Genomic DNA, 13,258 nt, shown 5'->3' with positions numbered 1-13,258 from the left:
CCGGCCGGGTGCGGCGCCTGGTCAGCCCTGGTCAGCCCTCGGCCACGATGTCCTGGTCGGGCACCGCCTGGCCGGAGCGGATCAGATCGATCCGGCCCATGACCTTGGACCGGAGGTCGGCGGGCACGTCGTCCGACCCGCAGCACCGCTTGACCAGCTTCTTCACGGCCTGCTCAAGGCCGTACTTCTCCAGGCACGGCGAGCACTCCTCGAAGTGCGTCTCGAACTTGTTGCAGTCGCTGTCGGGCATCTCGTGGTCGAGGAACTCGTAGAGATGGTCCAGGACCTCAGAGCAGTCCGTCTCGTGCGGCTCTCCGCAGCTCATGAGCCCGAGCCTTTCGCTTCGTCCGAATCGCCGGCGCCGGCCGGGACGAGCCCGCGGTCACGGGCGTAGTCCTCCAGCATTCCGCGCAGTTGGCGGCGGCCCCGGTGCAGCCGGGACATCACCGTACCGATGGGTGTACCCATGATGTCCGCGATCTCCTTGTACGCAAAGCCCTCTACGTCCGCGAGATACACGGCGATACGGAACTCCTCCGGAATGGCCTGGAGGGCCGCCTTCACATCGGAGTCGGGCAGGTGGTCCAGTGCCTGGGACTCGGCCGAGCGCAGACCGGTCGACATGTGCGACTCGGCGCGCGCGAGCTGCCAGTCCTCGATCTCCTCGGCGGCGCTGCGCTGGGGTTCGCGCTGCTTCTTCCGGTACGAGTTGATGAACGTGTTGGTGAGAATCCGGTAGAGCCAAGCCTTGAGGTTCGTCCCCTCCCGGAACTGGTGGAAGGATCCGTACGCCTTGGCGTACGTCTCCTGCACCAGGTCCTCGGCGTCCGCCGGGTTGCGCGTCATGCGCAGCGCCGCCGAGTACATCTGGTCGAGGTAGCCGAGGGCATCCCGCTCGAAGCGCGCGTTGCGCTCGGCGGTCGACTCTTCCACGTGGCCGTCGTCGGTCCCTGTGACCGGACCCACCTCCTCGAACGGTGTGACGAGTCCGAAGCTGGACCCGCTCGAATCGGAGGATAGACGACGATCCGGTCCGCCCGCCGCTCGAATAGGAGCGGTCTTCGCCGCCGACAGCACCGTCCACTCCAGGTCAGCGGCGTGCGAGCGGCTGGGGCAGATGGTCGAACCCATGCGACGGACTCCCTCTCCACATAAGGCCAGGCTTGCTATTGCGTATGTCCTCACAACAGCGGCCCGGCGGGGGGCATTCCCGGGGGCCTCTCGCCGCTCCCGGGGGGCCACTTGGCGTTCCCCGGGGTTACCGGCCGGTCAGCCGAGCGCGGCCACCCAGCGCCCGACGCCGTCCGTAATCATCCGCAACGCCTCGTCCTGACCGATGTCCGCCCGCTTGGGCACCGCGAAGGAGTGGTCCCCGAAGGGGACTTCGACCAGCTCGTACTTTCCGGCAGGGAACTCCCCGGGCCGCCCGAACGGATCGTTTCCGCCCTGCACGACGAGGGTGGGCACCCCGGCCCCCAGCAGTTCGTCCGCACGGGACTTCTCGGGCTTGCCGGGAGGGTGCAGCGGGAAGCTGAGGGCGAGCACCGCGTGGGCGCCCAGCTCCGTCGCGGTGCGGCAGGCCACGCGCGCGCCCGCGCTGCGCCCGCCCGCGACGACGGGCAGCCCCGGTTCGGCGAGCGCGGGCCACACCCCGCGCCACCCCGCGTCGAGGGTCTTGGGTGCGGGCGCCACCTTCTTCCCGGCGACCCGCCAGGGCTGCTCGACCAGCGCGACGCTGACCCCGAGCGCGGGCAGCGCGACGGCCAGCGCCTGAAGGTCCCGCGCCTCGATCCCGCCCCCGGCCCCGTGCCCGAGGGCGAGCACGAGCCGGGCGCCGGCCGCCCGGTGCCAGGTGATCCGGGCGTCACCGGAAGCTGTCGCTACTACGTGGGTGGTGGTCACCGTCACATAGTGCACGGCGGGGCGGGCGCGGCGGCGCAGGCCCGGACAGGCGTCCCGCCCGGACAGCGGATCCGTCCCGGACAGCGGGTCCCGCTCGCGACAGCGCCAGGAGCAGGGCTCGGAACAGCGCTCAGAACAGCGTGCCCTCCTCCGGCCCCGACAGCTCCTTCAGCAGCTCGGGCCCGTTGTTGCGGACATTGCTGACGGCCGTCGACACCGCGTACGCCCGCATCAGCCCCTCCGGCGGCGGCGTCAGCAGCGCGCGCAGCGACGCCACGTCCGTACGGGCGGGGTCCAGCCACTGCGCCCAGCGGTCCGGTGTCAGCATCAGCGGCATCCGGGGGTGGATCTGCGCCAGCGACGAGGGGCCCTCGGCCGGGCCCACGCCCAGCGGTCCGGTTTCGGCCTCCGTGGTGATCACCGAGCAGGTCGCCCACCAGGCCGCCGGGTGGTCGTCCGGCAGCGTCCGGTCGCGCCAGAACTCGTACAGCCCGGCCATGGCGAACACCGACCCGTCGGCGGGCGAGATGAAGTACGGCTGCTTGCGCGGCCGCTTCTTCCTGCCCTCGACCTCCAGCTCCCGCTCGTCCGCCCCGGTGACCCACTCGTAATAGCCGTCGGCGGGCAGGATGCAGCGGCGGGCCGTGAACGCCCGGCGGTAGGACGGCTTCTCGTGGACCGTCTCCGCGCGCGCGTTGATCATCCGCGCCGCGCCCTCCGGCGACTTCGCCCAGGACGGGACCAGACCCCACTTCAGCTTGCGCAGCTGGCGAACCGGACGCCGGTCATCCGCGTCTTTCAGTGGGCGCTCCAGGACCGCGTAGACCTCCTTGGTCGGGGCCACGTTCCAATCCGGTGCCAGGGTCTCCTGGGGGTCCCACTTCTCTATCTCGAAGACTCCCGCGAGATCCTCGGGCCTACGACTCGCTGCATACCTCCCACACATGACAGCAACCCTGCCACGCGGCAGCCGATCAAGAGGAGCCGTCCCGGAAATGCCCGGCAAAATGCCCGACCTGCACGTCTTCGGCACCCAGGCCGCACCGGCCCAGTGGCTGGTCGTCGTCACCGGGATAGCGGCGCTCGCCGTCGTCGTCCCGCACGGCGTCTGGCGCCTCTCGCGCAACGCGATCACCATCGCCCACGAGGGCGGGCACGGTCTGGTCGCGCTCCTCACCGGCCGCCGCCTCGACGGCATCAGGCTGCACTCCGACACCAGCGGCCTCACCGTGAGCCGGGGCAAACCGACCGGCCTCGGCATGATCCTTACGGCCGCCGCCGGATACACCGCTCCCCCGCTGCTCGGCCTCGGCGGCGCGTGGCTGCTCGCCGCGCACCACGTCACCCTGCTGCTCTGGCTCGCCACGGCCCTGCTCGTGGCGATGCTGGTGATGATCCGCAACGCCTACGGCGTGCTCACCGTGGTCCTCAGCGGCGCCGCGTTCCTGCTGGTGTCCTGGCTGACCTCGCCCGATGTGCAGTCGGTGTTCGCGTACGCCGTCGTGTGGTTCCTGCTTCTGGGGGGCGTACGGCCCGCCTTCGAGCTCCAGGCGAAGCGCAGGCGCCACAACAGCGGCGATTCGGACGCGGACCAGCTGGCCCGGCTCACCCACGTACCACCGGCGCTGTGGCTGTTCATGTTCCACGCCGTCTCCGTCTGCTCGCTCATCGGCGGCGGCCGGTGGCTGCTCGGACTCTAGGTGCGTCCCCCACTAAAGTGAGACCCATGACCGAAACGCCCGTCCACCCCGCCCTCTGGCCCGCTCCCGTCGCAAGCGGGGCCGTCGACGCGACGGTCACCGTGCCCGGCTCGAAGTCGGTCACCAACCGCGCGCTCGTGCTGGCCTCGCTGGCCGCCGAGCCCGGCTGGCTGCGCCGGCCCCTGCGCTCCCGCGACACCCTGCTGATGGCCGAGGCACTGCGTGCCCTGGGCGTCGGCATCGAGGAGACGGTCTCGTCCAGCTCCACCCCGGCGGGCGGCCCCGACGGCTCCGGCGAGGCATGGCGGGTCATCCCGGCCGGTCTGCACGGCCCGGCCACCGTCGACGTCGGCAACGCCGGTACGGTCATGCGCTTCATGCCGCCGGTCGCCGCCCTCGCCGACGGCCCGGTCCGCTTCGACGGCGACCCGCGCTCCTACGAGCGACCCCTCAATGGGGTGATCGACGCGCTGCGCGTGCTCGGCGCCCGGATCGACGACGACGGCCGGGGCGCGCTCCCGATGACCGTGCACGGCGGCGGCGCCCTGGACGGCGGCCGGGTCGAGATCGACGCGTCCTCGTCCTCCCAGTTCGTCTCGGCCCTGCTGCTCTCCGCGCCCCGCTTCAACCAGGGCGTCGAGGTACGCCACGTCGGTGCCTCGCTGCCGTCGATGCCGCACATCCGGATGACCGTCGACATGCTGCGCCAGGTCGGCGCGCAGGTGGACGAGCCGGAGACCGGCGGCGAGCCGAACGTGTGGCGGGTCTCCCCGTCCGCCCTGCTCGGCCGTGACCTCACGATCGAGCCGGACCTCTCCAACGCCCAGCCGTTCCTGGCGGCCGCCCTGATCACCGGCGGCAAGGTGACGATCCCGGACTGGCCCGAGCGCACCACCCAGCCGGGCGACCAGCTGCGCCGGATCTTCACGGAGATGGGCGGTTCCTGCGAACTCACCGACCGGGGCCTGGTCTTCACCGGTTCCGGCTCGATCCACGGCATCGACGTGGACCTGGGCGAGGTCGGCGAGCTCACCCCGGGCATCGCGGCGGTCGCGGCGCTCGCCGACTCCCCCTCGACGCTGCGCGGGGTCGCGCATCTGCGGCTGCACGAGACCGACCGGCTCGCGGCCCTCACCAAGGAGATCAACGAGCTCGGCGGCGACGTCACCGAGACCGCGGACGGGCTGCACATCCGCCCGCGCCCGCTGCACGGCGGCATCTTCCACACCTACGACGACCACCGGATGGCGACGGCCGGTTCGATCATCGGCCTCGCTGTCGAGGGCGTCCGGATCGAGAACGTGGCGACCACCGCCAAGACCCTGCCGGACTTCCCGCGGATGTGGACCGAGATGCTGGCCGGAGCCGGAAACTGAGCGGGGCCTGAGCAGATGCGCCGCTACGGCAAGAACCCCGACGAGGACGACATCCGGGTCCGCCCCAACCGCAAGGGCAACCGTCCCCGCACCAACATCCGCCCCAAGCACGAGGACGCCGCGGAGGGGATGGTCCTCACCGTCGACCGGGGCCGTCTCACCTGCCTCGTCGAGGACCGCACGATCACCGCGATGAAGGCCCGTGAGCTGGGCCGCAAAGCCGCGGTGGTCGGCGACCGGGTCATGATCGTCGGCGATCTCTCGGGCGCCAAGGACACCCTGGCGCGGATCGTGCGCATCCAGGAGCGCAGCTCCGTGCTCCGGCGCACGGCCGACGACGACGACCCGTTCGAGCGCGTCATCGTCGCCAACGCCGACCAGCTGGCGATCGTCACCGCGCTCGCCGACCCCGAGCCGCGCCCGCGCCTGATCGACCGCTGCCTGGTCGCCGCGTACGACGCGGGGCTCACCCCGCTGCTGGTGCTCACCAAGTCCGACCTCGCCCCGGCGGACGAACTCCTGGAGATGTACGGGGCGCTGGGCGTCCCGTATGTGGTCACCTCGCGCGAGGAGCTCTACAACGGGGACGCGGCGGACCGGGTGCGCGAGCACCTGGACGGCAAGGTGACCGCGTTCGTCGGCCACTCCGGCGTCGGCAAGACGACGCTGGTCAACGCCCTGGTCCCGGAGGACCGCCGCCGGGTCACCGGCCATGTCAACGCGGTCACCGGCCGCGGCCGGCACACCACCACCTCCGCGCTCGCCCTGCCGCTGGCGAGCAGCGACGGCGGCTGGGTGATCGACACCCCGGGCGTACGGTCGTTCGGCCTGCACCACATCGAGCCGGCCCGGGTGATCCTGGCCTTCCCGGATCTGGTGCCCGGCACCGAGAACTGCCCGCGCGCGTGCAGCCACGACGAGGCGGAGTGCGCGCTCGACGCGTGGGTGGCCGAGGGGCACGCGGATCCCGCGCGGCTCTACTCGCTGCGGCGCCTCCTTGCCACCCGGGAGCGCCACGAGGGCGACTGACGGAGCCCCCGTGCATAATCGCACCTAGCTCTGACAAGCAGTCACCTAGCGTTGCGGGAGGCCCTGGACATGGCGTGGCTGCTCGTGGTGGTCGCCGGAATCCTGGAGACCGGATTCGCCGTCTGCCTCAAACTGTCGCACGGCTTCACCCGGATAGGGCCGACCATCGCCTTCGCGGCGTTCGCCCTCGGCTCGTTCGGGCTGCTGACGCTGTCCCTGAAGAAGCTGGACGTGGGCCCGGCGTACGCGGTGTGGACGGGCATCGGGGCGGCGGGCACCGCGATCTACGGCATGGTCTTCCTCGACGACGTCGTCTCCACGCTGAAGCTGGTGTCGATCTCGCTGGTGATCGTGGGCGTGATCGGGCTGCAGATCTCGGGGTCGGCGCACTGACGCCGACCGGCCGGGACGGGCGCGGTCCGCGCCACGGCGGTCAGGGCGCGGCGATCAGGGCGCGGGGCGTATCGGCGTACGGGCGAGGACCGCGCGCACGTGCGCCGCGTGGCCGCCGCCGCTCGGCGTCCCCGGCCTCGCCGGATCAGGGGCCACGACGTACGAGAGCGCGAGGCGCACCACCGTCTCGCAGCAGCGCGCGACTTCGCCCGGGTCCACGGCCGGGAGCTCCTTCTCCAGCGCGGCCAGCGAGCGGTCCCGGACGGTGGCCACCAGCTCGGACGGTCCCGGAACGCCTGCGTCCGCACGCCGTTGCGCCGGTACGGGCGAGTGCGAGCCGGGCGCGCGGCCCGGGCGGGGGGCGGGCAGGCGCTCGCCCCAGCAGCCGGTGAGCAGCGCCCGGACGAGCGCGCTGGAGCGGGCCGAGCCGACCGTCCAGTCGACCAGCGCCACCAGCCGGTCGACGGGCACCGCGTGGCCGGCGAGCACCCGGTCGACCCCGCGCAGATAGACATCGGCCTCGCGCCGCACCAGGGCCCTGGCCAGGCCGTCCTTGCTGCCGAACTCGTTGTAGAGCGTCTGGCGGGACACACCCGCGGCCGAGGCCACGTCCACCATCCGCACCCCCGACCAGGGCAGTGCGCCCAGTGCCGAGACGGCGGCGTCCAGTAGGGCTTCTCGCGCTGTGGGCATCGCGCCTCCCCAAGCGATGGGGGTCCCCCGCTCCTTGGGAGCCCGGGGGAGGATCCGACCTCAGAGTTGACGCGCGCCCCGGCACTGTCAATAGCCGGAGCGGGCCGTACCGGTGCGCCAGGCGGCGCCGACCGGCGGGCGCGGGCCCTCCCGCCGGGGTGTCCGCATCCCGGGCCGTGTGGTCGCCGCAGGTGCTGGTCGATACGGTGGTGGCCATGCCCGACTACCACGATGATCTGCGTCTCGCCCACGTCCTCGCGGACGCCGCCGACGCCGCCACGATGGACCGGTTCAAGGCGCTCGACCTCAAGGTCGAGACCAAGCCGGACATGACGCCGGTGAGCGAGGCCGACAAGGCCGCCGAGGAGCTGATCCGCGGCCATCTCCAGCGGGCCCGGCCCCGGGACGCGATCCTGGGCGAGGAGTACGGCCTGGAGGGCACGGGCCCGCGCCGCTGGGTGATCGACCCCATCGACGGTACGAAGAACTACGTACGCGGGGTGCCGGTCTGGGCGACGCTGATCGCGCTGATGGAGGCGGGCGAGGGCGGCTACCGGCCGGTGGTCGGGGTGGTGTCGGCGCCCGCCCTGAACCGCCGCTGGTGGGCGGCGAAGGGGCTCGGCGCGTACACCGGCCGCAGTCTGTCGCAGGCGAGCCGGCTGCGGGTCTCCAGCGTGTCCAAGCTCGCCGACGCGTCCTTCGCGTACTCCTCGCTGAGCGGCTGGGAGGAGCGCGGCAAGCTCGACGACTTCCTGGATCTGACCCGCGAGTGCTGGCGCACGCGCGCGTACGGCGACTTCTGGCCGTACATGATGATCGCCGAGGGGTCGGTGGACATCTGCGCCGAGCCGGAGCTGTCGCTGTGGGACATGGCGGCGAACGTGATCGTGGTGGAGGAGGCGGGCGGCGTCTTCACCGGCCTGGACGGGCAGCCCGGCCCGCACAGCGGCAACGCGGCGGCCTCCAACGGCCTGCTCCACGGCGAGCTGCTGAACTACGTGGGCCTGGGCGACTGAGGCGTACGCCTCGCATGGGCGCGCGAGAGGCGGATACGGGCGCCTGATGTGCGCGGGCAGCGCGCACCTGGGGTGCGAGAGGGGCGTGGTTCGTACTTTTGCGCGCCCCTCAACTGACCTCTACCACCCCCTTGTTGACGGGCCTGTCCTCCTGCGACTCTAGGAGTCCCCCCACTTGTGAACTTGTGAATCCGTTCTCGCGACCGAGTAACGGCACTTCACCAAGGAGGTGGCTCCATCCATGCTCGTCCGTGACGCCATGAGCACGGTGGTCCTCACCATCGGACCCGCGCACACTCTCCGGCAGGCGGCCCGCCTGATGGCCGCGCGCCGCGTCGGGGCGGCCGTCGTCCTCGACCCCGACACCAGCGGGCTCGGCATCCTCACCGAGCGCGACATCCTCAACTCGATCGGCCAGGGCCAGAGCCCGGACCACGAGACAGCGAGCACCCACACCACCACCGACGTCGTCTTCGCGGCGCCGTCCTGGACCCTGGACGAGGCCGCCGAGGCGATGGCGCACGGCGGCTTCCGGCATCTGATCGTCCTCGACGGCGACGGCCCCGTGGGCGTGGTCTCGGTGCGGGACATCATCCGCTGCTGGGCCCCGGCCCGCCGCCACCCGGCCGAACTGGTCGGCTGAGCCCGGGCACGCGCGCGAGCGGGCGTGCGGGCACGCACAGAGGGCCGGCCCCCGCAGGGAACCGGCCCTCTGACTGCCTACGGCAAGCGATCCAGTGCTGTTCAGCCGCGCAGGGCCTGGACCGCGGCATCCAGCCGCTTGCCGAAGTCTCCGTCCGCCTGGCGGAAGTTGTTGATCGCGCGCTCGGCGATGTCGTCGCGGGAGACCTTGGCGATGAACCCGGCGAGGTTGTCGATCAGGCGCGCCTTCTCGTCCTCCGAGAACATCCGGTACAGGTTGCCCGCCTGGACGAAGTCGTTGTCCTCGGCGTGCACCGGCGCGGCGTGGTTGCCGGTCGCGGAGCTCACCGGCACCGGCTGCCACAGCGGACGGTCCGTCTGGTACGGGCCGCCGAAGCTGTTCGGCTCGTAGTTCTTCGCGCCCTTGTGGCGGCCGTCGTACAGGTAGCCGTCACGCGAGTTGGTGCGCGCCTCGGTGGCGTGCGGGCGGTTGACCGGCAGGTGGTCGGCGTTGATGCCGACCCGGTAGCGGTGCGCGTCGCCGTACGCGAACAGGCGGCCCTGGAGCATCTTGTCCGGGGACGGGCCGATGCCGGGCACGAAGTGCGCGGGCGAGAAGATGGACTGCTCGACCTCGGCGAAGATGTTCTCCGGGTTGCGGTTGAGCTCCAGCTTGCCGATCTCGATCGGCGGGTAGTCCGCGTGCGGCCACACCTTGGTGAGGTCGAACGGGTTGAAGCGGTAGGTCGCCGCGTCGGCCGCCGGCATGATCTGCACCTGCACGGTCCAGCTCGGGAACTCGCCGCGCTCGATGGCCTCGCGCAGATCGCGCTGGTGGCTGTCCGGGTCCTCACCGGCGAGCTTGTTGGCCTCGGCCTGGGTGAGGTTCTTGATCCCCTGGTCGGTCTTGAAGTGGTACTTGACCCAGAAGACCTCGCCGGCCTCGTTGTTCCACTGGTACGTGTGCGAGCCGTACCCGTTCATGTGGCGCAGCGTGGCGGGGATGCCGCGGTCGCCGAAGAGCCAGGTCACCTGGTGGGTCGACTCGGGGCTCAGACCCCAGAAGTCCCACACGTTGTCGGCCTCCTGCGAGCCTGTGTACGGGTCGCGCTTCTGCGTGTGGATGAAGTCGGGGAACTTGATGGCGTCCTTGATGAAGAAGACGGGCGTGTTGTTGCCGACCAGGTCGTAGTTCCCGTCCTCCGTGTAGAACTTCAGCGCGAAGCCGCGGGGGTCGCGCACGGCGTCGGCCGAGCCGAGGTTGCCCGCCACGGTGGAGAAGCGCAGGAACGTCTCGGTCTGCTTGCCGACCTCGGAGAGGAACTTCGCGCGCGTCCACTGCGAGACGTCACGGGTCAGCGTGAACGTGCCGTACGCGCCCGCACCGCGCGCGTGGACGATGCGCTCCGGGATGCGCTCACGGTTGAAGTGCGCCAGCTTCTCCAGGAGCAACTGGTCCTGGACGAGCACCGGACCGCCGACGCCCGCGGTCTCGCTGTTCTGGTTGTCCGCGACCGGCGCGCCGGCCTCCGTGGTGAGCGGTCCCTGCGTCACGTGCGCCTCCTGCGTCATTTCCTGCAAGTCCTGTCCCTTGGCGTTTGCCGTTTCCGATCCTACAATGGACGTTGTCTAAGTCAAGTAAGCATCCAAAGTCACACCCGTTCGGGATCCGTTCCCCCGGCTGTTAGGCTGGCCCTTATGAGTGACCTGCTGGAACGACTTCGCGGACGCGGCTGGCGCATGACGGCACAGCGGCGTGTCGTGGCCGAGGTCCTCGACGGCGACCACATGCACCTGACGGCGGACGAGGTCCACGCGCGTGCTGTGGCCAAGCTGCCCGAGATCTCGCGCGCGACCGTCTACAACACGCTGGGTGAGATGGTGACCCTCGGCGAGGTCATCGAGGTGTCCACGGACCGCCGCGCCAAGCGGTACGACCCGAACGCGCACCAGCCCCATCAGCACCTCGTCTGCGCCCAGTGCGGCGCGATCCGAGATGTGCACCCCACCGGCAACCCCCTGGCCGACCTCCCGGCCGCGGAGCGCTTCGGCTTCACGGTCTCGGACGTGGAGGTCACGTACCGGGGCATCTGCCCGAACTGCGCGGGCGGCTAAACCAAGATCGACGCGAAAGCGGGGCGGGGGCTTTGGCCCCCGCCCCGCTTTTGCGTCCGCTGTCGGCGGCCGCGCATACGACTCAGGGCCCGGATCCATTGGATCCGGGCCCTGAGTACTTGGTAGCGGGGACAGGATTTGAACCTGCGACCTCTGGGTTATGAGCCCAGCGAGCTACCGAGCTGCTCCACCCCGCGTCGGTGAACCCAACAGTACGTCACGGCGCCGACCAGCGCAAACCCGTTCGGCCCAGCCCGGGTGGCGGCCCGGGTGGCGGCCCGGCCCGGGTGGCGTGCAGCCGCCCGGGCCCGGCGCGGATCAGGCCGTCAGCTCCTGGTGCAGCGCCTCGCGCAGCCGGCCCGCCCGCTCGGCCACTTCCGCCGGCCCGAGCTCCACCGCCCGCGCGCACCACCGCTGGCCCTCGGCCAGCTCCCCGCAGCGCGCGGCGAGCAGCGCGAGGCGCAGTGCGGCGCGCCCGTGCCCGGCGTTGGCGGCCCGGGACCACCACAAGGCGGCCTCGCGCTCGCGCCCCTCACGCGCGAGGAGCAGCCCGAGGTTGAACGCGCCGTTGCGGCTGCCCGCCTCGGCCGCCTCCCGGTACCAGCGCGCGGCGCCGTCCTGGTCGCCCCGGGCCGCCGCGAGCATGCCGACCCGGACCTGGGCGCGCCGGTGGCCCTGCCCGGCCGCCCGCTCGTACCACTCCTCGCACTCCGTCTTCTCGGCCACCGGCTCGCCGAGCACGGGCGCGCCGGGCGGCGGCTGGCGCGCGTCGAGCACGGTGGCCAGGCGGAACGCCGCCTCCGCGCTGCCGCCGCCCGCCGCGCACCGCAGATGCCGCTCGGCGGCGGCCTCCTCGCCGTCCCTGAGCAGCGCCATGCCGACCTGGAGCGCCGCCTCGGTGTGCCCGGCCGCCGCCGCCCGCTCGTACCACTTCAGGGCCGTGCGGTCGTCGTCGCGGCTGGCGAAGAGGATGCCCAGGTTGAACGCGGCGTCCACGCTGCCCGCCTCGGCCGCCTTGGAGAACCACGGCTCGGCACCGGTCGCGTCCCCGGCCTGGAGCAGCAGCACGGCGAGCGCGTTGGCGGCCTCGCGGTGTCCCGCGTAGGCCGCGCGCCGGTACCACTGCTCGGCCTGGGCGGTGCGCTCCTGGGCGGTGCAGAGCAGCCCGAGGTTGTACGCGCCGTTGTCGTCCCCGGCGTCCATCGCGGCCCGGTACCACCGCTCGGCGGTCTGCGGCTCGCCCCTGGCGGCGTGCAGCGCGCCCAGGGCGTTGGCGGCGTTGCCGTCGCCGTCCTGGGCGGCCCGCAGCCACCACACGGCCGCGCTCTCCTCGTCGCCCGCGTCCCGCAGCAGGAACCCCAGCGCGCAGGCGGCCTTCGCCTCGCCGTCCTTGGCCGAGGTCAGATACCAGCGCCCGGCCTCCTTCAGCTCGCCGCGCTTCTCCAGGATCGCGCCGAGGTGCAGCGCGGCCCGCCGGTGCCCGCGCGCGGCGGCCTGGCGGTAGTACTGCTCGGCCTCGGCGAGGGCGGCCGCCGTGTCCTGATCGGCCTCGACAGCGATGTCAGGCTCGCCGCTGTCGCGCTCGGCCCGCTGGTCGATGAGCCGGGCGAGCCGGTAGGCGGCCTCGCGGTGGCCCTGCTCGGCGGCGGCCCGCAGCCAGCGCTCGGCGCCCACGTCGCTGCGGTGTTCCAGCAGGTCGGCCAGCGCGTACGCGCCCAGCGCGTGGCCCTGCTCGGCGGACTGGCGCAGCCAGTACTCGGCGGCCGGCTCGTCGCCCCGCTCCCGGTAGTGCCGCCCCAGCGCGTGCGCGGCCGCGGCGGAGCCCGCTACGGCCGCGATGCGCCACCAGCCCGCCGCCTCGTCCGCGTAGCCCCGCTGGTGCAGCAGCACGCCCAGGTTGTTGGCCGCGGCCCGGTCGCCCTCGGCGGTGGCGCCGCGCAGATAGGGCTCGGCGCTGTCCAGGTCGCCGCGGCGCAGCAGCAGGGATCCGAGAACGCTCATGGACGCGGCGTCGCCGCCGTCGGCAGCACGCCGGTGCCGCGCCTCGGTCTCGGCGTCGGCGGCGTCATCGGAGCGCATCTGCGCAAACCGCCCTGTCTCCAACAGAGTTGCCCTGTCCCCCATAAATACCATCGTCGCACCACCCGCAACCCGCGTACACCTGGTATACCGCAGCCGGTGAGGTCACTTCAGCGTTTTGTCGACATGCCCACAGAGAGATAAGCCAAACGCAGCACACGCGACCGCTCGCCCCTCATTCGGCACACAACATGACGAGGGCCCGGATCCTTAAGGATCCGGGCCCTCGTCTGTGAGTAGCGGGGACAGGATTTGAACCTGCGACCTCTGGGTTATGAGCCCAGCGAGCTACCGAGCTGCTCCACCCCGCGTC

14 protein-coding genes and 2 tRNA genes are annotated in these 13,258 nt (G+C 72.0%); 7 read left to right on the top strand and 9 right to left on the bottom strand.

Annotated elements, in window-relative coordinates:
• Positions 1-31 precede the first annotated feature (31 nt).
• From rsrA to ACGFRG_RS26660, 4 genes are all read right to left on the bottom strand, one after another.
• A complete protein-coding gene (gene rsrA, locus ACGFRG_RS26675; protein ID WP_188275984.1) occupies positions 32-325 on the bottom strand; it encodes a mycothiol system anti-sigma-R factor in 294 nt (97 codons plus the stop codon).
• Positions 322-966 carry a sigma-70 family RNA polymerase sigma factor gene (locus ACGFRG_RS26670; protein WP_393267994.1) on the bottom strand — a complete coding sequence of 215 codons (645 nt, stop codon included), beginning with the start codon at positions 964-966 and terminating at the stop codon, positions 322-324. The genes rsrA and ACGFRG_RS26670 overlap by 4 nt, the downstream gene beginning before the upstream one ends.
• 303 nt (positions 967-1,269) lie before the next feature.
• Complete coding sequence (locus ACGFRG_RS26665; RefSeq protein ID WP_361430651.1) at positions 1,270-1,902, bottom strand: alpha/beta family hydrolase; 633 nt, start codon at positions 1,900-1,902, stop codon at positions 1,270-1,272.
• Between the two features lie 130 nt (positions 1,903-2,032).
• A complete protein-coding gene (locus tag ACGFRG_RS26660) occupies positions 2,033-2,848 on the bottom strand; it encodes an SOS response-associated peptidase (protein WP_361430650.1) in 816 nt (271 codons plus the stop codon).
• Between the two features lie 61 nt (positions 2,849-2,909).
• On the opposite strand from ACGFRG_RS26660, the gene ACGFRG_RS26655 reads away from it, so the two are divergent.
• The 4 genes from ACGFRG_RS26655 to ACGFRG_RS26640 all read left to right on the top strand — a co-directional run bounded on the left by ACGFRG_RS26655 (position 2,910) and on the right by ACGFRG_RS26640 (position 6,400).
• Positions 2,910-3,602 carry a M50 family metallopeptidase gene (locus ACGFRG_RS26655; protein WP_393267991.1) on the top strand — a complete coding sequence of 231 codons (693 nt, stop codon included), beginning with the start codon at positions 2,910-2,912 and terminating at the stop codon, positions 3,600-3,602.
• A 26-nt stretch (positions 3,603-3,628) separates the two neighbouring features.
• Complete coding sequence (aroA, locus tag ACGFRG_RS26650) at positions 3,629-4,978, top strand: 3-phosphoshikimate 1-carboxyvinyltransferase (protein WP_393267901.1); 1,350 nt, start codon at positions 3,629-3,631, stop codon at positions 4,976-4,978.
• 15 nt (positions 4,979-4,993) lie between these two features.
• The gene (rsgA, locus tag ACGFRG_RS26645; RefSeq protein ID WP_361430646.1) at positions 4,994-6,007 is read left to right on the top strand and encodes a ribosome small subunit-dependent GTPase A; all 1,014 of its coding nucleotides are present in this window, start codon (positions 4,994-4,996) and stop codon (positions 6,005-6,007) included.
• A 69-nt stretch (positions 6,008-6,076) separates the two neighbouring features.
• Positions 6,077-6,400, top strand: coding sequence for a multidrug efflux SMR transporter (locus ACGFRG_RS26640; RefSeq protein ID WP_188275989.1), 324 nt, complete (start codon positions 6,077-6,079; stop codon positions 6,398-6,400).
• A 54-nt stretch (positions 6,401-6,454) separates the two neighbouring features.
• On the opposite strand, the gene ACGFRG_RS26635 is transcribed toward ACGFRG_RS26640, so the two are convergent.
• Positions 6,455-7,093: a TetR/AcrR family transcriptional regulator gene (locus ACGFRG_RS26635; protein WP_393267897.1), complete on the bottom strand. Its 639-nt coding sequence runs from the start codon at positions 7,091-7,093 to the stop codon at positions 6,455-6,457.
• A gap of 215 nt (positions 7,094-7,308) precedes the next feature.
• Between ACGFRG_RS26635 and hisN the strand changes: the two genes are divergently transcribed.
• Together hisN and ACGFRG_RS26625 are read left to right on the top strand one after the other, a co-directional pair.
• Positions 7,309-8,109: a histidinol-phosphatase gene (gene hisN, locus ACGFRG_RS26630; RefSeq protein WP_361430642.1), complete on the top strand. Its 801-nt coding sequence runs from the start codon at positions 7,309-7,311 to the stop codon at positions 8,107-8,109.
• 241 nt (positions 8,110-8,350) lie between these two features.
• Positions 8,351-8,752, top strand: a complete 402-nt coding sequence (locus ACGFRG_RS26625) for a CBS domain-containing protein (RefSeq protein ID WP_361430641.1) — start codon at positions 8,351-8,353, stop codon at positions 8,750-8,752.
• Between the two features lie 101 nt (positions 8,753-8,853).
• On the opposite strand, the gene ACGFRG_RS26620 is transcribed toward ACGFRG_RS26625, so the two are convergent.
• On the bottom strand, positions 8,854-10,323 hold the full coding sequence (locus ACGFRG_RS26620; RefSeq protein ID WP_361430640.1) for a catalase: 1,470 nt from the start codon (positions 10,321-10,323) through the stop codon (positions 8,854-8,856).
• Positions 10,324-10,449: 126 nt separating this feature from the next.
• Here ACGFRG_RS26620 and ACGFRG_RS26615 point away from each other — a divergent pair, with 126 nt between their 5' ends.
• Positions 10,450-10,866 (top strand): Fur family transcriptional regulator, encoded by a 417-nt coding sequence (locus ACGFRG_RS26615; protein WP_361430639.1) that lies wholly within the window; start codon positions 10,450-10,452, stop codon positions 10,864-10,866.
• Between the two features lie 120 nt (positions 10,867-10,986).
• On the opposite strand, the gene ACGFRG_RS26610 is transcribed toward ACGFRG_RS26615, so the two are convergent.
• From ACGFRG_RS26610 to ACGFRG_RS26600, 3 genes are all read right to left on the bottom strand, one after another.
• Positions 10,987-11,063, bottom strand: a tRNA-Met gene (locus ACGFRG_RS26610).
• 121 nt (positions 11,064-11,184) lie between these two features.
• Positions 11,185-12,999 (bottom strand): sel1 repeat family protein, encoded by a 1,815-nt coding sequence (locus ACGFRG_RS26605; protein ID WP_361430638.1) that lies wholly within the window; start codon positions 12,997-12,999, stop codon positions 11,185-11,187.
• Positions 13,000-13,182: 183 nt separating this feature from the next.
• Positions 13,183-13,256 (bottom strand) — tRNA-Met (locus ACGFRG_RS26600).
• Between the last annotated feature and the right edge of the window lie 2 nt (positions 13,257-13,258).

This window comes from Streptomyces sp. NPDC048696, from assembly GCF_043198895.1.
Taxonomy (GTDB): domain Bacteria; phylum Actinomycetota; class Actinomycetes; order Streptomycetales; family Streptomycetaceae; genus Streptomyces.
The sequence above is the reverse complement of the archived record's forward strand: the minus strand, read 5'-3'. Positions and strand labels throughout refer to the sequence as shown.